At 72.5% G+C, this 19,295-nt stretch carries 16 protein-coding genes; 5 read left to right on the top strand and 11 right to left on the bottom strand.

All coding sequences use genetic code 11. The features are described 5' to 3' along the window. Nucleotides 1-2 precede the first annotated feature (2 nt). A complete protein-coding gene (locus tag V5P93_RS10580) occupies nucleotides 3-1,919 on the bottom strand; it encodes a hypothetical protein (protein WP_146108348.1) in 1,917 nt (638 codons plus the stop codon). Nucleotides 1,920-2,074: 155 nt separating this feature from the next. Here V5P93_RS10580 and V5P93_RS10575 point away from each other — a divergent pair, with 155 nt between their 5' ends. Next, on the top strand, nucleotides 2,075-2,863 hold the full coding sequence (locus V5P93_RS10575; protein WP_104482900.1) for a metallophosphoesterase: 789 nt from the start codon (nucleotides 2,075-2,077) through the stop codon (nucleotides 2,861-2,863). A 104-nt stretch (nucleotides 2,864-2,967) separates the two neighbouring features. Beyond that, complete coding sequence (locus tag V5P93_RS10570) at nucleotides 2,968-3,591, top strand: DUF4230 domain-containing protein (RefSeq protein ID WP_104482939.1); 624 nt, start codon at nucleotides 2,968-2,970, stop codon at nucleotides 3,589-3,591. A gap of 3 nt (nucleotides 3,592-3,594) precedes the next feature. Here V5P93_RS10570 and V5P93_RS10565 read toward each other — a convergent pair whose 3' ends face one another. Next, nucleotides 3,595-4,332, bottom strand: a complete 738-nt coding sequence (locus V5P93_RS10565; RefSeq protein ID WP_104482901.1) for an SDR family oxidoreductase — start codon at nucleotides 4,330-4,332, stop codon at nucleotides 3,595-3,597. Between the two features lie 90 nt (nucleotides 4,333-4,422). Between V5P93_RS10565 and V5P93_RS10560 the strand changes: the two genes are divergently transcribed. Then, a complete protein-coding gene (locus V5P93_RS10560; RefSeq protein ID WP_104482902.1) occupies nucleotides 4,423-5,016 on the top strand; it encodes a TetR/AcrR family transcriptional regulator in 594 nt (197 codons plus the stop codon). Between the two features lie 20 nt (nucleotides 5,017-5,036). Here V5P93_RS10560 and V5P93_RS10555 read toward each other — a convergent pair whose 3' ends face one another. From V5P93_RS10555 to V5P93_RS10520, 8 genes are all read right to left on the bottom strand, one after another. Beyond that, on the bottom strand, nucleotides 5,037-5,183 hold the full coding sequence (locus V5P93_RS10555) for a hypothetical protein (RefSeq protein WP_245931718.1): 147 nt from the start codon (nucleotides 5,181-5,183) through the stop codon (nucleotides 5,037-5,039). A 277-nt stretch (nucleotides 5,184-5,460) separates the two neighbouring features. Further along, complete coding sequence (locus V5P93_RS10550; protein WP_104482903.1) at nucleotides 5,461-6,318, bottom strand: helix-turn-helix domain-containing protein; 858 nt, start codon at nucleotides 6,316-6,318, stop codon at nucleotides 5,461-5,463. A 114-nt stretch (nucleotides 6,319-6,432) separates the two neighbouring features. Continuing rightward, on the bottom strand, nucleotides 6,433-7,818 hold the full coding sequence (locus tag V5P93_RS10545; protein WP_104482904.1) for an FG-GAP-like repeat-containing protein: 1,386 nt from the start codon (nucleotides 7,816-7,818) through the stop codon (nucleotides 6,433-6,435). A gap of 137 nt (nucleotides 7,819-7,955) precedes the next feature. Further along, complete coding sequence (locus V5P93_RS10540) at nucleotides 7,956-9,572, bottom strand: ABC transporter ATP-binding protein (RefSeq protein ID WP_104482905.1); 1,617 nt, start codon at nucleotides 9,570-9,572, stop codon at nucleotides 7,956-7,958. Beyond that, nucleotides 9,569-10,396: an ABC transporter permease gene (locus tag V5P93_RS10535; protein WP_104482906.1), complete on the bottom strand. Its 828-nt coding sequence runs from the start codon at nucleotides 10,394-10,396 to the stop codon at nucleotides 9,569-9,571. The genes V5P93_RS10540 and V5P93_RS10535 overlap by 4 nt, the downstream gene beginning before the upstream one ends. Continuing rightward, nucleotides 10,389-11,342: an ABC transporter permease gene (locus tag V5P93_RS10530; protein WP_245931719.1), complete on the bottom strand. Its 954-nt coding sequence runs from the start codon at nucleotides 11,340-11,342 to the stop codon at nucleotides 10,389-10,391. Before V5P93_RS10530 ends, V5P93_RS10535 begins: the two co-directional genes overlap by 8 nt. 11 nt (nucleotides 11,343-11,353) lie before the next feature. Beyond that, nucleotides 11,354-12,853, bottom strand: a complete 1,500-nt coding sequence (locus V5P93_RS10525; RefSeq protein ID WP_245931720.1) for an ABC transporter substrate-binding protein — start codon at nucleotides 12,851-12,853, stop codon at nucleotides 11,354-11,356. Between the two features lie 337 nt (nucleotides 12,854-13,190). Further along, entirely contained in the window at nucleotides 13,191-14,369 is a 1,179-nt protein-coding gene (locus V5P93_RS10520) for an MFS transporter (RefSeq protein ID WP_104482940.1), read from the bottom strand. A 314-nt stretch (nucleotides 14,370-14,683) separates the two neighbouring features. Here V5P93_RS10520 and V5P93_RS10515 point away from each other — a divergent pair, with 314 nt between their 5' ends. Together V5P93_RS10515 and V5P93_RS10510 are read left to right on the top strand one after the other, a co-directional pair. Next, nucleotides 14,684-16,063, top strand: a complete 1,380-nt coding sequence (locus V5P93_RS10515; RefSeq protein WP_245931721.1) for an MFS transporter — start codon at nucleotides 14,684-14,686, stop codon at nucleotides 16,061-16,063. An 856-nt stretch (nucleotides 16,064-16,919) separates the two neighbouring features. Continuing rightward, nucleotides 16,920-18,095 carry a Fic family protein gene (locus tag V5P93_RS10510; RefSeq protein ID WP_104482909.1) on the top strand — a complete coding sequence of 392 codons (1,176 nt, stop codon included), beginning with the start codon at nucleotides 16,920-16,922 and terminating at the stop codon, nucleotides 18,093-18,095. Between the two features lie 13 nt (nucleotides 18,096-18,108). Here the strand turns inward: V5P93_RS10510 and V5P93_RS10505 are convergent, their stop codons facing one another. Continuing rightward, a complete protein-coding gene (locus tag V5P93_RS10505; protein ID WP_146108349.1) occupies nucleotides 18,109-19,122 on the bottom strand; it encodes a hypothetical protein in 1,014 nt (337 codons plus the stop codon). Nucleotides 19,123-19,295: the final 173 nt, after the last annotated feature.

Raw genomic sequence — 19,295 nt, 5'->3', positions numbered from 1 at the left:
CGCTACTGCAACGCCGCCGCCACCATGGTCGGGTTGACGCCCGCGGCGGCGGCGAGCGCCGCGACCTTCTCCGGGATCGGCAGCAGCGGGTACTGCTCCCGGGTAGCGGGCAACGCCTCGTCGCCGCCGAACAGCGTCGTCGGCGACGAGGCAGGGCCCAGGCGGTAGACGCGCCAGCGGCGGACCGTGGACTCGGCGATGGCGACCAGGTCGCCGTCGCGCAGGATCGCGGTGGACTTCTTGGCGTTGCGGGCGACCACCGCGCACGGGCTGCCCGCCAGGGTCGCGGCCCGGGCGGCGAAGCGGCGGGGGTTGCGGAACTCGCCCTCGACGATCCAGGCGCCGTCGAACCGGGTGGCGGGGATGTCGGCCTCGGCGAACCGCAGGCGCAGCATGGCGTCCGGGTCGTCCTCGGCGACCGTGGCCAGCTCCACCAGGTCGTCCAGTTCGCTCTCCACCGCGACGCGGGCGTGCGGGCGGGTCGCGGTGAGCAGCAGCGGCGCGACGGCACCGGGCACCGCGTACGGGATCAGGTCGCGGGTCCGCCGCCACGCGGTCGTGGCGACGCGGTCGTGGGTGCCGGGGCCGTCGAAAACGGCGTCCTGGCGCAGCAGCGCGACGCACAGGGCACTCAGCGACACCGCGAACTCCGTGACGTCACCGGGCAGGTCGGCCAGTTCGGCCTCGCTGGGCTGGACCGCGACCGCCACCTCCGCCACGACCTCCCGCCAGTCCTCGTCGCCCTCCCACGCACCCGCCGCCAGCAGCGTCGCGTACAGCGCGGCCACCACCAGCCGCTGCCCGAGCGGGCCGGGGGCGGCGGCCTGCCGCAGCTTGTCCGCCCGGCGCCGCCACAGCCGGAAGTCCTCGGCGGGCACCAGGTCCGGGTCCGGGCCGTCCGCGCGCCACGCGGCCGGGAAGGCCAACGCGGCCAGGGACGGCCCCAGGGCGTTCTCCAGGTCCCGCGCCCAGGTGGCTTTCGGCGCCTCCGCCTCGGTTTCCGCCGCCACGCGGAGGAAGTCCGCCTCGAACCGGCGGCCGACGGCGTGGTCGGCGAACAGGTCGGCGAGCGGGTAGTCGCGGGACACCCGGGGCAGGTCGCGCACCGGGGCGCAGCGCTCGGTGTCGGTGACGAACACCGACGCCGTCGGCGTTCCCGCCGGGACACGGGCGCGCAGCAACCGGTTTCCGTTGTCCTTGTACTCCGCGCGCACGGTGTGCCCGGTGGCACTGTCGCGGGTGATCACCACGGCGTTGCGCCACGCCGCACCGTCCGGCGACGACTCGACGACGGTGTGCGACGTGGCGCGCAACTCCACCGCGACGGTGTCCCCGGTCAGCCGCGCGCCGAGCAGCGCGGTCTCGGCGGGCGCGCCACCGCGCCGGAGCCGGTCGGCGACGCGCAGGTCCGGCAGCGAGTCGTCGACGGTGTCCGGGCGGACCGCGGCACCCACGACGCGCACGGCGTCGGCGATCCACGACGGCATCGGCACCACGCCCGGCAGCTCCGCCAGCCAGTCGCCGAACTCGCGCAGCGCCAGCGGACCGCGTTCCGGCGTCGAGCGCACCACCAGCCACCGGTCGTCGTCCCACGCGGCGTCACCGGCGCCGAACGCGACCCAGACCTGCTCGTCGCCGACGAGCACGAGCAGCCCCACCTCGAAGCCCGCGCCCGCGTGCCCGTGCTGGTACAGCAGACCGGCGTGGCGCACCCCGACGGGCTCGCGCGCGCCGGACGGGTCCGACAGCGCGGTGATCCGGGCGCCGAGCCCGCGCGCGGTCGGCACCAGCCGCCGCTCCAACTCGGCCAGGTCCACCGCGTACCCGGTGACCAGCACCTCACGCAGCGCCGCGCCGCCCGCCGCCCACTCCTCCAACAGCCCCAGCGGCGAACCGGTGCCCGCCTGAGGTGTCCGCAAGCCCACGGTGATCGTCCTCCCCCATCGCCCGAAGGTCACCATGCCACACCGACCACCCGGCGCGACATGGTGACCTTGCCCGCAGGCCCGAACCCGCGATCATCCGAAGTGGACGATCCAGGTGCGTATCGTGGGTCGTGGTCGGAGGAGGGGACATGACGCGCATCGCGGTCATCGGGGACGTGGGCGGACATCCGGACCAGCTGCGGCGGGCGCTGGACGACCTCGGCGCGCGGGGCGACCGGCTCCCGGCCGACCTCACGGTGATCCAGGTCGGCGACCTGGTCGACCGGGGCCCGGACAGCCTCGGGGCGCTCGACCTCGTCGAGCGGCTGGCCCGCGACCCGGGATGGGTCCAGCTGACCGGCAACCACGAGGCCCAGTACCTCGAAGGCGGCACGGTCTTCACCCGCGAGCCGCTCGCGGACGCGGGTGTGCGGCGGCTGCGGGAGTGGTGGGCGACGGGCCTGCTGCGCGTGGCCGCCGCGGTGCGGGTGGGCGACGAGGATTTCCTGGTGTGCCACGCCGGTCTGACGCTCCGGTGCTGGCGGGAACTCGGCGAGCCCAGCGCCGCGGCGGACGCGGCCGCGGCGCTCAACGCCAGGCCCGCGCTGATCGGGCGCGAGGGCGACCACGGTCGCGACCCGGCGTCCGGTCCACTGTGGGCCGAGTCCGGCGCGGCGCTGCACGAGCCGTGGATGGGGTACGCGGGTGTGGTGCCCTTCGGCCAGATCCACGGCCACTCGACGGTCGTGCGCTTCCGCGACCGGACCTGGCACTGCGAGGGCCGGATCCGCAACCGCGCCCAGGTCGACTGGGAGTCCCGGCACGTGCGCGTCCGGGTCGGCGGCAGGCGGTTCATCGGCGTCGACCCCGGTCACGGCCGCACCGGCGCGGAGTCCTGGCGGCCGCTCGTGCTGGCGGACGCGATCCTCCTCGGTTGACCCGTTCGGCCTAGTGTGAACACCTGTTCGGCGGCGACTTGGGAGGACGGCGGGCGCCGGTGGTACCTCCCGGGTGAGGAGTGGCGACGAACGGAGTGAGCGCCGTGCGCAGGAAGTGGATCGGGATCGTGGCGGTCGGCCTGGCCGTGGTGGTCACGGCGGTGGTGGGCCTCGGTGTGGCCGGGTTGCTGCCGTCGTTCGGCACGGACACCGTCGACCGCAGCCAACCCGCGGTGTTGCAGGCGGTTCGCGACCTCAGCGAGTACCACGCCGCCGCGGGCGACTACCAGGTGGTCGTGGACATCGAGAAGGACGTGCGGTACGTGCCCGCCGAGATCGCCGGTGAGCGCACGCTGTTCGTCGCGGCGGGCAGCATCGACGCGTTCATCGACTTCCGCGGCCTGGCCGGTGACGCGATCACCGTCAACCAGGAGCAGAAGACGGTGCAGGTGAAGCTGCCCGCGCCGCAGCTGAGCAAGCCGAACCTGGACAACTCGCGCAGCTACGTCTACCGCCAGGACCGCGGCCTCTTCGACCAACTCGGCGACCTGGTGAGCGCCCCGACCGACCAGCGCGAGTTCTACATGGCGGCGGAGAAGCGGATCGCCGAGGCGGCGCAGCGCTCGAACCTGGCCGAACGCGCCCAGAAGAACACCGTGGCCATGCTCAATGGCTTGTTCACCAGCCTTGGCTACCGCATGGTGCAACCGCCCGCCCAGGGTGGCTGACGTCTACGCCGCTTGACCGCCGTCAATCGTGATTACCGAGCCGGTCACGTGCCGACCACCGTCGCCCGCGAGATGGGTGACGGTGGCGGCGATGTCTTCCGGTGCGCCGTAGTAGCCCAGCGCACTCACCGCGACCTGTCCCACCGCGTGGTCACTGCCGGCGGGGTTCATGTCGGTGTCGGTCGACCCCGGCTGCACGAGGTTGACCGTGATGCGGCGCGGTCCCAGATCCCGCGCTACGCCCCGGGTGAAGCCGGAGAGCGCGGACTTGCTCATCGCGTACAGGCTCTGGCCCGGCCACGGCACCCGGTCGGCGAGGTTGCTGCCGATGGTGATGATCCGGCCGCCGTCGGGCAGCAGCGGAACGGCGGCCTGGGTGGCGGTGAACACGGCCCGCACGTTGACGTCGACGACCTCGTCGAACAACTCCTCGGTCGTCTCGGCGATGTCGATCGCGTGGTAGACGCCCGCGTTGTTGACGAGGATGTCCAGCCGCCCGAACTCCTCGGCCACCCGCCGCACCGCGTCCGCGACGGCGCCGCGCTCGCGGGCCGCCGCCTTGAGCACCAGGCTCCGGCGGCCCAGCGCGGTGATCTCGTCGGCGACCGCCGCGGCGGCCTCGGCCCCCGAGTTGTAGGTGATCGCGACATCGGCGCCCGCCGCGGCCAACCCCCGCGCGACGGCGGCCCCGATCCCCCGGCCACCCCCGGTGACCAGCGCGACCCGCCCTGCCAAGCTCATTGCGACCTCCGGTTATTTGTGCATCGAACGCTACACAATTAGGTATCACGGGTAGCATCCGAGCGTCAACGACAGCGCGGAGGAGGTCACATGCCGGGACCGGGTCGCCCCCGGGCGTTCGACCGCGACGCCGCGCTGCGCACCGCCATGCGGCTGTTCTGGGACCGCGGCTACGAGGCGGTCTCGATCACGGACCTGACCGCGGCGATGGGCATCGGGACGCGCAGCCTCTACACCGCGTTCGGGAGCAAGGAGCAGCTGTTCCGCGAGGCCGTCGCGCTGTACAGCAGCGGCAGCGGCACCGAGGGGTTCTGCGACCTGCCGACGGCCCGCGAGACCTTCGAGAGCTGGCTACGGGACCGCGCGGACGGGTACACGCGTGTCGACCGGCCGCGCGGCTGCATGGTCGTGATGGCCGCGACCAACACCAGCGCCGACAACGACGCCGTCCGCGACCTGCTGGCGCAGATGCGGAACCGGGACCGCGAGATGCTCACCGCCCGGCTGGAGCGCGCGAAGCGGACCGGCGAGGTGGCCGAGCACGTGGATGCCCGGGCCGTCGCGTCGTTCTACCTGAGCCTGATCTACGGCATGTCGACCCAGGCCAAGGACGGCTACACCGCGGCCGACCTGGCCGCCGTCGTCGACACCGCGATCACGGCCTGGCCGCACCTGGTCACCTAGATGAGCAAGTCCTAGCTGGTTCAGTGGTCGTAGGCGGTGAGGGATCGGGTGGCGGGTTGTCCGGTGGTCCTGTTGTGCCAGATCGCGGCGGTGAGGGCGAGGATGCGTTGGGCGACGCGGGTGGTGATTCCGTCGATGCTGCGACCACCGAGGTGTTCGAGGTCCAACTGGTGATCGGGAGTCCGGCGGGGATGGTGATCAGGTGCAGGCGCAGGCCAGAAGAACCGGGAGTGGCTGGCGCAATACCCGTATCCGGCCCACCCCGCCAACTCCGAGCGCGTCGCGGTCTCCCGGGAACGCCCGCACTCCACCGGGGTGGAATCGACCACCCAGGTGTTATCGGCCCACAGGTCGGTGTCGGCCGCGAGGAACCCGGATCATCCGCTTGAGCAGCGGCACGGCGGCGCGCAGCCGCTTGTTGTAGCCGGACCGGCGGGGACTTGCTCATCTAGCGGCGTGGTCCCGCATCGGGTCGGCGGCCAGCAGGCCGAGCGCGGCCTCGGAGGCGGTGTCCGGCTCGGCGCTGTAGACGAGGACGCGCTGGGCCGAGTTGTCCGGGGTGTGCAGGACCTCGAAGTGCAGCTCCAGCGGGCCCACCGCGGGGTGGGCGAAGTGCTTGGTGCCGAAGGTGCAGTTGAGCACCGGGTGGCGCGACCACAGGGCGGAGAACTCGGTGCTCTTCACGCACAGCTCCCCCACCAACTCCGCCAGGTGCCGGTCGTTCGGGTGCTGCCCGGCCAGCAGCCGCAGCGCCGCCACCGCGCGCTTGGCCTCGTGGTCCCACTCGGCGTAGAGGTCGCGGGTGTGCTCGTCGAGGAACAGCATGCGGGTCTGGTTGGGGCGCGTGGCCGGGGACGCGGGGCTGTCCGCCGCGCAGTGCCCGGCCAGCAGCCGGTGGGCCAGGGGGTTCCAGGCCAGGATGTCGCTGCGCCGGTCCAGGACGACCGCGGCGACCCCGCTCATGGCGCCGATCAGGTGGGTCAGCGCGGGCCGGGCGGACTCGGTGCGCGGCGCCGGTTTCCGCCCCTTGCGCGTCGGGCGCGCCAGGGCCCGCAGGTGACTGCTCTCGTCCTCGTTGAGCCGCAGCGCCCGCGCGATGGCGTCGAGGACGTCGTCGGAGGCGTTCTGGCTCTGCCCCTGTTCGAGGCGGGTGTAGTAGGTCGCGCTGACCCCCGCGAGCTGGGCCAGTTCCTCGCGGCGCAGACCGGGTACGCGACGGGCGCCGTACGAGGTCAACCCCACCTCGGCGGGGGTGAGGCAGGCCCGGCGGGTGCGGAGGAAAGACCCCAGTTCCGTGTCCATGCCACCAGTGTCACCCGCGCCGCGCGCGGCTGCCGCACCCCGTGAGTACCACCCTGCGACGACCGCGGGGTGGGCCGCCTGGTCGGCGACCCATCCCGCGCGGTTCCTCGGTGACTAGGCGAAGTGCAGGTTGTCCTCGGTGAAGCCGGTGGCGATCGTCGCCTCCCCGTCCCACGGGGACGGGGTGATGCCGCGACCGTTGTGCCAGACCTTGACGTCACCGTTGGCCAGAACCGTGGCGATGTCATCCTTGCCGTCACCGTCGACGTTGGCGAAGAACAGGTTGTCCTTGCTGAAGCCAGTGGCGATCGTCGCCTCCCCGTCCCACGGGGACGGCGTGATACCGCGACCGTTGTGCCACACCTTCACGTCACCGTTGGGCATCACGGTGGCGATGTCATCCTTGCCGTCACCGTCGATGTCGGCGAAGAACAGGTTGTCCTTGGCGAAACCAGTGGCGATCGTCGCCTCGCCATCCCACGGGGATGGGGTGATACCGCGACCGTTGTGCCACACCTTCACATCACCGTTCGCCAGAACCGTGATGATGTCGTCCTTCCGGTCACCGTCGATGTCGGCGAAGAACAGGTTGTCCTTGGCGAAACCAGTGGCGATCGTCGCCTCCCCGTCCCACGGGGACGGCGTGATACCGCGACCGTTGTGCCACGCCTTCACATCACCATTCGCCAGAACAACCGCGATGTCCTTGCGACCGTCACCATCCAAGTCCGGGCAGAACAGGTTGTCGTCGGCGAAACCGGTGGCGATGGTCGCCTCCGCGTCCCACGGCGAAGGAGTCAGACCGCGACCGTTCCGCCACGCCTTCACATCACCGTTGGGCAGCACGGTCGCGATGTCGGCCTTGCTGTCCCCGGAGAGGGACGCGCCGGCGGGCAGCACGACGTCATCAACGATGTTGTCGTAGCGGTAGGGCCGGTAGTCGGCCCCCGAACCGAAGTAGGGGTAGGGGACCACGTGGTGTTTGGCGCCGAGGCTGCCGTTCGGACCGGACTGCTCGTAGCCCCAGTAGCTGGTGCGGCTCGCGTCGACCCACTTCTCGAACAGCACCACGTGCCGGGTGTTGTTGTCGCCCAGGGCGTCGATGAGGGCGTCGCCCGGCTTGAGGTCGTTCTTCGGGATCACCGTGCCCAGGCCGGTGAGCCCGACGGTGTTGGTACCGCCGGTGCTCCCGGCGGGCACACCCCAGGTCATCGACACGAAGCCCGAGCAGTCCTGGCGGTAGGTGCCGTACGGGGTCGGGTGGTGGGAGGTCTGGCTGTAGGGGACGCCGTTCCACGACGCCGCCCGGGCCAGCACCTCGCTCCGGGTGACTGTCGCCGTTGCCGCGAGCTGCGACTGGAGCGCGCCCGCGGCGCTGATGTTCGCCTCACCGCCACCGGAGACCACGTCCGGCTGGGCGTGAGCGAGGCCGCCGTTCGCGATTCCAGCCAGTACCGCGAGCAGGAGGCCGGACGTCGCCAGCTTCACCTTGGTCCTCATCGGAGTGTCCCTTCGTTGTTCCCGCCGCCGTGCTCGGTGGCGTGGGGACAACGTTGCCGGGGGACCCTCCAGAAAACCTCCACGATCCCTCCAGGTCCGGCCGCCACCGCGGCCGAAACCTGGAGAAAACCTGTAGCTCAGCCAAGGGGGACGCGGTCCGCTCCCGGAATCGCGGCGAGCAGCTCGGCGGTGTAGGGGTGGGCGGGCGCGGCGAGCACCCGGTCCGCTTGCCCCGATTCCACGGCCCGACCGTGGCGCATGACCAGCACCTGGTCGGCGATCTCGCGCACGACCGCGAGGTCGTGGGTGATGAACAGGTAGGTCAGCCCGTGCTCGCTTTGCAGTCGTACCAGCAGCTCCAGGATCTGCGCCTGGACCGAGACGTCGAGCGCGGAGACCGGCTCGTCGCACACCACCAGGTCGGGGCGCAGTGCCAGGGCGCGCGCGATCGCCACGCGTTGGCGTTGTCCGCCCGACAGTTCGGCGGGCTTGCGCGCCAGGGTGGACACTGGGAGCGCCACCTGGTCCAGCAGTTCGGCCGCCCGTGCGCGGCGACCGGCCCGACTGTCGACCTTGAAGGCGCGCAGCGGTTCGGTGACGACCTCCTCGACGCTGAAGCGCGGGTTCAGGGACGCGTAGGGGTTCTGGTACACCAACTGGAACCGGCGCCGCAGCGCGCGGAGGCGACTGTCGCCCATTGTGGACAATTCGTGGCCGTCGAAGGTGACCGTGCCCGCGGTCGGGGCCTCCAGTCCCACCACCATCCGCGCGGTCGTGGTCTTGCCCGAACCCGACTCGCCGACCAGCGCCAGCGTGCGCCCCCGGGTCAGGGTGAAGGAGACGTCGTCGACGGCGCGGACCTCGCGCGGCCCCGTCCGGTTTCGACCCAGCGTGAATGTCTTGCGCAAACCCTTGACTTCCACCAGGACCTCCGGTCCCGGCTCGCGGCGCGGGCGCAGTGGTTCCCGTGCCAGGCTCGGCGCCGCCGCGAGGAGCGCGCGGGTGTAGGGCTGGGTGGGGGCGTCGAGCACCGCGGCCGTGGGTCCCTGTTCCACGACCTCGCCTTCCGACATCACCACGACGTGGGACGCGCGGTCGGCGGCGATGCCGAGGTCGTGGGTGATGAGCAGGACCGCGGTACCCGACTCCGCCGCCAGGTGGGCCAGGTGGTCGAGGATCTCGCGCTGCACGGTCACGTCCAGCGCGCTGGTCGGCTCGTCCGCGATGATCAGCCTCGGCTCCCCCGCCAGCGCGATGGCGATGAGCACGCGCTGCCGCAGTCCCCCGGACAGCTCGTGCGGGTACTGGCGCGCCCGCGCCGCCGCCTCCGCGATACCCGCGCGGCCCAGCAGCGCCACGGCCAGTTCGGGGGCCGTGCGCCGGGTCGCCAGTCCGTGGATCAGCAGGACTTCCGCGACCTGCTCCCCCACCCGCTTCACCGGGTCCAACGACACCGTCGGGTCCTGCGGCACCAGGGCGATGCCCGCGCCGCGCACCGACCGCCACTGCTTCTCCCCCAGCCGCGTCAGGTCGCGGCCGTCGAAGCGCACCGCGCCCGCCTCGATCCGGCCGCCGCGCGGCAGCAGGCCGATGGCCGCGTGGGCGGTGGTGCTCTTGCCCGACCCGGACTCGCCGACCACGGCCACGATCTGTCCACTCTCGACGGTGAGCGAGGCCGACCGCACGGCGCGGACGACACCGGTCCGGGTGTGGTAGGACACCGCCAGGTCGCGGATCTCCAGCAGTGCGCTCACGCCTCGCCCCGTTCGTCCAGCGCCCGGGACACGCGGTTGGTGGCCAGCACGACCGCGGCCACCGTCAGTCCCGGGAACGTCGTCATCCACCACGCGGTGGCCAGGAAACCGCGACCACCCGCCACCAGCGAACCCCACTCCGGCGTCGGCGGTGTCGCGCCGAACCCGAGGAAGCTCAACGCGGACACCTCCAGCACCGCCACGCCCAGCGTGACGGTGGCCAGCACCAGCACCGGTCCCAGCGAGTTCGGCAGCACGTGCCTGCCCAGCACGCCGCGCCACCGCACGCCGGAAGCCCGCGCGGCCTCCACGAACACACCGGTCCGCACGCGCAGCACCTCGGACCGCATCAGGCGGGCGAAGACCGCCAGGTTCGACACACCGACCGCGATGGCCACGTTCGTGGTGCCGAAGCCGAGCGCGGTGACCAGCGCGAGCGACAGCAGGATCGACGGCACGGCCTGCAACACGTCCACGAACCGCATGACCAGCGAGTCCAACCAGCCGCCGCGGAAGCCCGCGAGCAGCCCCAGCGCCGACCCCGCGACCAGCGACACCAGCACGGCCAACAGCGTGGCCCACAACGACAGCGCGGCGCCGTGCACGACCCGGGCGAACACGTCGCGCCCGGTCTCGTCCGTGCCGAACAGGTGGGCCGCGCCCGGCCCCCGCAGCCGCTCGGCGGGCACACCGGCGATCGGGTCCTGGTCGGTGAACAGGCCAGGCGCGACGGCGGCGAGGAGGGCGAACACCAGGACGGCGTAGGAGACCAGCAACCCGGGGCTGCGCACCAGGGTTCGCGTCCGCGTGCGCGTGTCAGGCACCGGCGGCCACCGCCTTCCGCGTGACCCGGCCCGCGAGCCGGGGGTCGAGCAGCGGGTAGATCAGGTCGACGACGAGGTTGATGGTGACGAAGAAGAACGCGGAGAGCACGATCACCGCCTGCACCACCGGGATGTCCTGCGAGTTGACGGCGAACGCGGTGAGCCTGCCGATCCCGTCGCGGGAGAACAGCGTCTCGGTCACCACCGTGCCCGCCAGCAGGTTGCCCGCCACCACACCGACCAGTGTGAGCGCGGGCAGCGCCGCGTTGCGCAGCGCGTGTCCGAAGTGGACCCGAGCCCGGCTCGCCCCCTTCGCCAGGACGATCTCCACGTACGGCTCGGCGAGCTGCGTGCGCAGGCTCTTGGCCAGCACCTGCCCGATGATCGCGCCCGTCGGCAGCCCGATGGTGATCCCGGGCAGGATCAGCGCCGCGAACCCGTCCGTGCCCAGCGCGGGCAGCAGCCGCAGCTGGAACGAGAAGATCTGGATCAGCACCAGCCCGACCCAGAACTGCGGCAACGAGACGCCCAGCGGCGGCAGGGACAGCAGCAGGTTCCCCAGCCAGCGGTGCCGGGTGTAGGTGCCGAGGACGGCGAGACCGCCGCCGAACAGCACCGCCAGCACGAGCCCGGCGGCGGCGATCTCCAGCGTCGACGGGAGCGCGTCGAACACCAGGCCCGTGGCGTCGTCACCGGTCATGACCGACTTGCCGAAATCACCGTGGGTCGCGGCCCACAACCGCTTGCCGTACTGCACGACCAGCGGGTCGTCCAGTCCGTACTCGGCGCGGACCGCGGCCACTTCGGCGGGGGTGGCGGTGATCCCGCCCTCGGCGGCGCCGAGCCGGTTGAGCGCGGCGTCGCCGGGGAGCAGGTAGAGGATCACGAAGGACAGCGTGAACGCGGCCCAGATCACCGCCACCGCCTGGAGCAGGCGGCGGGTCACCCCCGCCGCCCTCACTCCGCGACCCAGGCGTCGTAGAGCCGCAGCCGGGAGGACGCCTCGAACTCGAGCGCGTGCGCCTTGGGCCCGAGCCCCCACACCTGGGTCAGCTCGAACACCGGGATCGAGTAGCCCTGCTCGACGATGATCCGCTGCGCCTCGGCGGCGGCGGGCTCGCGCACCGCGCGGTCGGTGGTGGCCGCCTGCTTCTCCAGCGCCGCGTCGAGCGGGTTGCCCGCGGTCAACTTGCTGCGGTTGCCCGCCTTGGTGGAGTACGTCTGGCGCAGGATGTCCGGGTCGGCGCGGGTGACGTTGAACCAGATGAAGTCGTACTCGCCGCTGAGCTGGATCTGGGTGCTCTCGGCGGTGGTCTTCAGCTCGATGCGCAGGTCGAACCCGATCTTGCGCAGCTGCTGCTGGATCAGCTCCAATGCGCTCTGGTTCTGGTTGAACACCGCGGAGAACACCACGGCGGCCGACAGCCGCTGCCCGTCCTTGACCCGGATGCCGTCCGGCCCCGGCCGCCACCCCGCGGCGTCCAGCAACGCGCCCGCGCCCGCCGGGTCGTAGGCCAGCAGGCCCGCGAGGTCGGTGTGCAGCGGTGTGGCGGAGCCCAGGACGCTCGTGGCGGCCTTGTAGTTCTTGGTGAGGACGGTGTCGACGACCTCTTGGCGGTTGACGCCCTTGGCGACCGCCTGCCGCACCTTGGGGTCGGTCAGCACGCCGCGCGTGGTGTTGGCGGTGAGGTTGAAGACGATGCCGGGGTTGGGGCGCACGGGTTCGGTGAAGCCGTTGCCCGCGAACTGCGGCTCGTCGACCGGCTGCACGTCGGTGATCGCGTCGAGCTGGCCGCTGGCCAGCGACCCGCTGCGCACCCCGGGTTCGGGCACGATCCGGTACTCGACGCGGTCGAGGTAGGCCTCGCCGGTGTGCTTCCACAGCGGCGAACCCCAGTTGTAGCCCTTGCGCTTGACGAGCACGACCTGCTGGTTCTGCTTGTAGCTCTCGAAGACGAACGGGCCGGAGCCGATCAGCCCGTCGCCCTGGCAGCGCTGCTCCGGGGTCTTGTTGTACGCAGCGGGTGCCAGGACGCCGAGCGTCATCGTCGAGGACGCCTGGAGGAACTGGGCGCTGGGTGCGGTGAAGTCGATGCGCACGGTCCGCGGGTCGACGACCGTGGAACCCCTGTAGGCGGCCAGGTATCCCGCCACGAGCGCGGCCTTGGGGCCCAGCGCCCTGGCGCCGTCGAAGCTCGCCTTGACCGCTGCGGCGTCGACCGGTGTGCCGTCGGAGAAGGTGGCGCCGTCGCGGAGGTGGAAGGTGAACGCGGTGGAGTCCGCGTTGACCTCCCAGCGCTCGGCCAACCACGGCTTGATGGCGCCGTCCGCCGGGTCCTGGTCGGTCAGCGAGTCGACGAGCTGGCGGCTGACGTTGAGGGACGCGTTGGTGCCCCACTGCTGCGGGTCGACGCAGTCCGGGTTGGACGAGATGCCGAGCCGGAGCGTGCCGCCCACGCGGGGTGTCCCCGCGTCGCCCCCACCACCCGCGGTGGCCTGCGCCCCGCAACCGGTGAGCAGGACCAAGGCCAGAGCGCCGAATCCGAGTGTACGTACGGGACGAGTTACCACGACCGAGCCTCCTGCGTGCCTGCGAACCTCGCGCTTCACGCTAACGGCTGATCCCCGGCCCACCTGCGCGTCTCACAGTGTGGATGAGATCCTGGTATTCCCCTTGCGGGGGAACAACTCCGACACTCCCAGATACTCGGACCAGCTTCTCACATCGCGGAACATGCCAGGTTCTCGACACGGGGGCGGCTCCGGGCCCGCGCGGGCCCGGAGCACGACGGCCTCAGCCCACCGGCACGCGGTCGACCGGTGTCCCCGGCGCGCGGCGGCGGTCCAGCGCACCGGACCAGAGCGCGGCGGCCAACCCGAGCACCGAGAGCCCGGCGCCGACCAGGTTCGGCGCCCGCCAGCCGAGGCCCGCGTCCACGACCACCCCGCCGAGCCACGCCCCCAGCGCGTTGCCCAGGTTGAACGCGGCGATGTTGGCCGCCGACGCCAGCGCGGGCGCGCCGTCGGCGGCGCGCATGACGCGCATCTGCAACGCGGGCACCGTGGCGAACCCCACCGTCCCGAGTAGAGCGATGGTCACCGCGGCGGTGAACGGCGCGCCGACGGTGACGGCGAACAGGACGAGGACGACCGCGAGCAGCCCCAGCGTCGCGTACGTGGTCGGCAGCAGCGCGCGGTCGGCGGCGCGACCGCCGAGCACGTTGCCCACGCAGGACCCGACGCCGAACAGGACCAGCAGCCAGCCGACCGCACCGGCGCCGAACCCGGACACCTCGGTCATCATCGGCGCCAGGTAGGTGAACGCGGCGAACACGCCGCCGAAGCCGAAGGTCGTGACCGCCAGCGCCAACCACACGGCCGGGCGGCGGAAGACGGCGAGTTCCCTGCGCAGCCCGGTTTCCGGCCGGGGTTGGCGCGGCACCAGCAGCGCGACCCCGAGCACACCGACGACCCCCAGCGCCGACACGGCCCAGAACGTGGACCGCCAACCCAGGTGCTGGCCGAGCAGGGTGCCCATCGGCACCCCCAGCACGTTGGCCGCGGTCAACCCGCTGAACATCAGCGCGATGGCCGCCGCCTGCCGGTGCGGCGCCACCACCGCGGCGGCCACCACCGACCCGATCCCGAAGAACGCGCCGTGGCACAGGGCGGCCACCGCGCGGCCGACCATGAGCACGGGGTAGTCCGCGGCCACCGCGCACACGACGTTGCCGAGGATGAACACCACCATCAACCCGACCAGCAAGGCCTTGCGCGGCAACCGCGCCCCCAACGCGGTCACCAACGGCGCCCCCACCACGACACTGAGCGCGTAGCCGGAGACCAAGAGTCCCGCCGACGGAATGCTGACCCCGAGGTCCAAGGCCACATCGGGCAGTAGCCCGACGATGACGAACTCGGTGGTCCCGATCCCGAACGCCCCGATCGCCAGCGCTAGCAGAGCAGCCGACAGCGTCCTCTGCCCCGGCTCCGCCGGGGCGGCGGGATCGCCCGTCAGCCGATCTCTTCCCTCCCGATTCGGCGCGATCTCACGGTGTTTCCTGCCTCGGCGCGGCCGAGGCCATGTCACAGCCATGCCCACATGCTGTCCGCGCGACGGCGACGGGTGCCTGTCCCTGCCGGTACCAGGCACGCCAGTGCCAGGCAGGCAGGAGCCTGGCACCCGTGGGGCCAGGCGGGGTGGGGTGCTGGCTGCCAGGTGGGCGCGGGGTGATCGTCGGTGCCGACGGATCGCTCCCCGGAAAGGACACCCCCATGGTCTCGGTCGTGCCTACCACGACACGGCGGCGGCTGGTACTCGTCGTGCTGCTCACCGCCGGTTTCACGCTCGCGGTCGACTTCTCCATCCTCAACGTGGCGCTGCCCGCCATCGGCGCCGACGTCGGGTTCACCCTCGACGGGCTCCAGTGGGTGGCGACGGCGTTCGCCCTGTGCGCGGCCGGGTTCACCCCGCTGTTCGGTCGGCTGGCGGACCTGCTGGGCCGACGGCGGCTGTTCCTGTCGGGCATGGCGCTGCTGGGCACCGGTTCGCTCGTCGGCGGCCTGGCCACGTCCCCGACCGCGCTGCTGGCCGCCCGGGTCGCGCAAGGCCTGGCCGCCGCGGCGGTCACCCCGGCGGCGTTGTCGCTGCTGACCACCACCTTCCCCGAGGGCGCCGAACGCGACCGGGCACTGGGACTCAACGGCGCCCTGATGGCCGCCGGGTTCACCACCGGCGCGGTGTTGGGCGGGCTGCTCACGGACCTGCTGAGCTGGCGGTGGGCGCTCTTCCTCAACGTCCCCATCGCGGCGGCGGTGCTCCTGGCGGCACCGTGGGTGCCGGCGGGCACGCGTTCCGGCGCGCGGCCCCGGCTGGACGTGCCGGGCGCGATCACCGTCACGCTCGGCCTGCTCGCGCTGGTGTTCGGCCTGACGACGGCGGGTGGGCGCGGCTGGGCCGACCCGACCGCGCTGGTCGCGCTGGTGCTGGGCGCGGCGCTGCTGGGACTGTTCCCGGTGGTCGAGCGCCGGGTGGCCGAGCCGCTGGTACCGGTGTCGTTCCTGCGTCGACGGACGGTCGGCTGGGGCAACCTGGCGGGCCTGCTGGCGTTCGCCACTGAGACATCCCTCGTGTTCCTGCTGACGCTCTACCTGCAGGAGGTACTGGGCTTCAGCCCACTGGCCGCGGGCCTGTCCTTCGCCGCCCTCGGCGTCGGCACGGTCCTGGGCGGCGCGCTGGCGCCACGCGTGATCGCCCGCCTCGGCGCCACCCGCGCGATCGTCGTGGGGCTGAGCGCCCAGGCGGCGGCGACTCTGCCGCTGGTGCTGCTGGGCCCGACGACCGCGATGGTGGTCCCGCTGCTGGTCGCCACCTTCGCGGGCGGCGTGGCCAACCTGGTGGCGATCGTGGGGTTCATGACGACCGCGACGTCCGGCCTGCCCGACCACGAGCAGGGCCTGGCCACCGGGTTGGCGACCACCAGCCAGCAGGTCGGCATCACCCTCGGCATCCCGGTGATGAGCGCGGTCGTCACCGCGAACGTCCACAGCTCGGGCGCCGAGACCGCGGCCACCGTGCTTTCCGGTGTCACCGCGGCGATCCGGGTCAACGCCCTGCTCGCGGCGGCAACGGCGGTCGTGGTCGGCTCGGCCCTCCGGCGACGGTGATCCACGGCTCGCGGTCCCGGCGCCCAAAGGGCGTTCGGGGATCCATGGGGGAACTGTTGGGTGGTATCCCCGATGCCGCCAACGGGTCCCCGGCAATAGCGTGCGGCACATGAGAATCCGCCCCGTGGCCGCCGTCACCGCAGCCTTCGTCCTGCTCGGCGTGGTGCCCGCCGCGGCGGCGCCCGACCGGTTCGCCGACTGCCGGTCCCCGCCCGCGGGCGCCGATCCGGTTCGCGCTCCGGCAGGTCGGCCCCACGGAGGTGGTGTCCACCAACCCGGTGGTGCCGCGCTTCACCACGGAGGACCGCACGCTCGCCCTGCCCGCGGCCACGGGCCGCGGCCGTCGGGCACCCGTGGTCGACCACCTCTCGGGACTGCCGTCGCCGTCGGGCGCGAACCACTTCAGCCAGACTGCGGAAGTCTCCGCCGCGGCTACTGACCGCCGCCATTTCCGAAGGCCTTTGTGTAACTCGTGGTTATAGCCGCGGTGTCGACTCCGGACCACGCCGTCGGGTTTCCGCTGCTATGTGGACACCGAATGGACTATTCGCGCCCGGCGGTGGCGGAAAACCATTAACACTTTCGAGTGAACCCGGCACCGCCGAATCACCCCGGAAGGGTCGTCACCTGGTCCAGGAGGTACGGAGGTGAACCGCGTCCGACCTCCGGTTGACCCTCCTTAGGGGCCTTGGGGGACACTCACCACCCGGGTGAGCTGCGCGTTCCGCGCTCACCGGCGATTGCCACCACCCGGTGGACAGCTTAGCCGCCGAGCGGACATTCTTCGGACATTGATCTTGGAAGCCAAGATTTTACCGTTTGTGGAAATCAAGCCGTGTCTTGGAAGCTGGCCCGCATGTCAATGACGAAGCCATCCGCGGGCGGCAGATGGTCTGCCGTCCGCGACGGCGAGGGGGACCGCCTCCCGCCCCGGCTGCGCGCCGAGGGCGCGTTCACGCCGTGGCCGCTGCCGTCGGAACTGGACCTCTCGCAACGCACCTACCGGTTGCTCGCCGACGGCCAGGAGATGCTGGGGCGCCTCGACGAGGCCGCCGCGCGGCTGGCCACGCTCTCGCCGCTGGTGCGGTCCACCCAGGTGCGGGAGGTGCAGCTCTCCGCGCAGCTGGACGGGATCAGCGCGGCGCTGCTGGAGGTGCTGGTCTCGCTGCTGCCCGGGGTCAAGCCGGGCAACAAGGTCACCCCGAAGGTCAGCCGGTACCTGCGGGCCAGCGACACCGGTTTCGCCGCCCTGCGCGCGGGCGCGGACATCGACGGCGAGCTGATGTCGGAGGTCGCCGCCGCGTTCGCCGACACCGGCACCACCGACGTCTGGCGCACCGACCACGCGTGGCTCGGCGGCACCGAGGCGTTCCTGCTGGCCAGCCCGCCCGGGGTGGAGACCAAGGTGGCCTTCGAGCAGTTCGTCACCTGGTCGGCGGCCGAGTCGGACCTGACGGTGCTGGCCAAGGTCGCGCTCGGCACCTACCTGTTGGAGGTGCTGCGCCCCTTCCGCTACGGCAACGGCCACATCGCCCGCCTCTACGTCGGCCTGGAGCTGACCCGCTCGCGCGTGCTGCGCGGCCAGGTGCTGCCCATCTCCACGTGGATCAACCGCAACCTCACCGCCTACCGCGCGCAGGTCCGCCGCGTGGCGGACACGGGCGAGTACGAACCGTGGATCGCCTTCTTCGCCGCCGGGGTGGCCGAGGTCTGCCGGGACGAGCTGGCGCTGATCCGCACCCTGCGGCAGACCCACCAGGACCTGGAGCCGAAGCTCAAGCGCCGCACGGGCAACATCCGCAAGGTCTTCAACGGCCTGCTGGCGACCCCGGTCACCAACCACCGCCAGATAGCCGAGATCCACGGCATCTCCAACAAGAACGCCAACGACGTCTGCGGCCGCCTCGTGGACGCGGGCGTCCTGGAAAGCCTGGGCGGCTACGGGAAGGTCTACTTCAGCCCGGTGCTGGTCCGCCAGCTGAGCCTCACCGACCCCCGCCTCGACGACCCGACCGCCCCGAACCCCATCTGAGCGCCGCCAGGCGCTAGGTGACCGGCAGCGGCACGCCGTCCGGGGTGCGCAGCAGGCGGCGGACCTCCTCGGCGCGGGCGTCGTCGGCGTCGACGAGCACGGCGAGGGCGCGGTGGAACGCGCGGCGGGCCCGGGGGAAGGCACCCGCCGACCAGTGCTGCCTGCCCAGGACCAGCAGCAGCTCGGCGTGCTCGCGGGACGGGTACTCGGCGAACGCGGCGTCGGCCTGCTCCAGGTAGTGCGTCCCCGCGTCGGGGCGGCCCGCGCCGACCATCAGCTCGCCGAGCAAGCCCAGGGTGGCGGCGACGGCCGCGCCCTGCTCGTGCCTGCGGTGCTCGGCGAGCAGCTCGAAGGCCGCGTCCAGCGCCCGGTGCCAGCGGCCCGCCGCGCGGAACAGCCCGACCAGGGCGTTGAGCGTGGCGATGACGTGCGGTTCGTCGGCCAGGTCGTGCCACAGCTCCAGGGCGCGGACGTACTGCGACTCGGCCACGATGTCGTCGCCCTCCGCCACCGCGACCCGCGCCGACCGGTCGAGCAGCACGGCGAGCGCGGCCCGGTTGCCCCAGGCCCGCGCGGCCCGCTCCCCGGCGGCCATCAGCGCGGCCCGCCAGGCCGGGTCGTGCGCCAAGCCGGACCCGGACGTGGTGTCCCAGAGCCGCCGGACGAGCGCGCACAGGTCCGGATCGGCGTCGGTCGCGGCGAGCGCGGCGAGCAGCAGCGGCCGGTGCGCGGTGACCTCCCGCGCGGTGAGGTCACCGGTCACGAGGTGCTCGACCAGCCGCCGCCGCGCGGGACCCTCCTCGGCGGGGGCGGGGAGTTCGTCCCAGGGGGCGGTGGGCCGGTACCAGCCCGGGGTGGGGCTGGTCAGGGCGCCCGCGCGCCACAGGGTGTCCAGCGCGGCCGCGGTGTCGGCCTCGGTGCGGTCGAGCAGCACCGCCAGCAGCGGCGCGGACAACTCGACGCGCAGGTCGTCGAAGCACCGCATGACCGCCGCCACCGGCGCGGCGTCCTTCCCACTCGACGGCACGTTCACTCCTCGCCTCATCCGGCCGGCACCGTCGCGCGTCCCCCTTCCCGCCGGTCGTCGGCCCCCCATGATGAGCGATCAACTTGTGGGCGCGGCAACGCGGGACCCGCAACACCGCCCATTCGGACGCACCCGGTGTCGCATCTCCGTCACCGGTCCACCGCGCGTGACGG

This window comes from Actinokineospora auranticolor (assembly GCF_041897805.1).
Classification (GTDB): Bacteria; Actinomycetota; Actinomycetes; order Mycobacteriales; family Pseudonocardiaceae; genus Actinokineospora; species Actinokineospora auranticolor.
The sequence above is the reverse complement of the archived record's forward strand: the minus strand, read 5'-3'. Positions and strand labels throughout refer to the sequence as shown.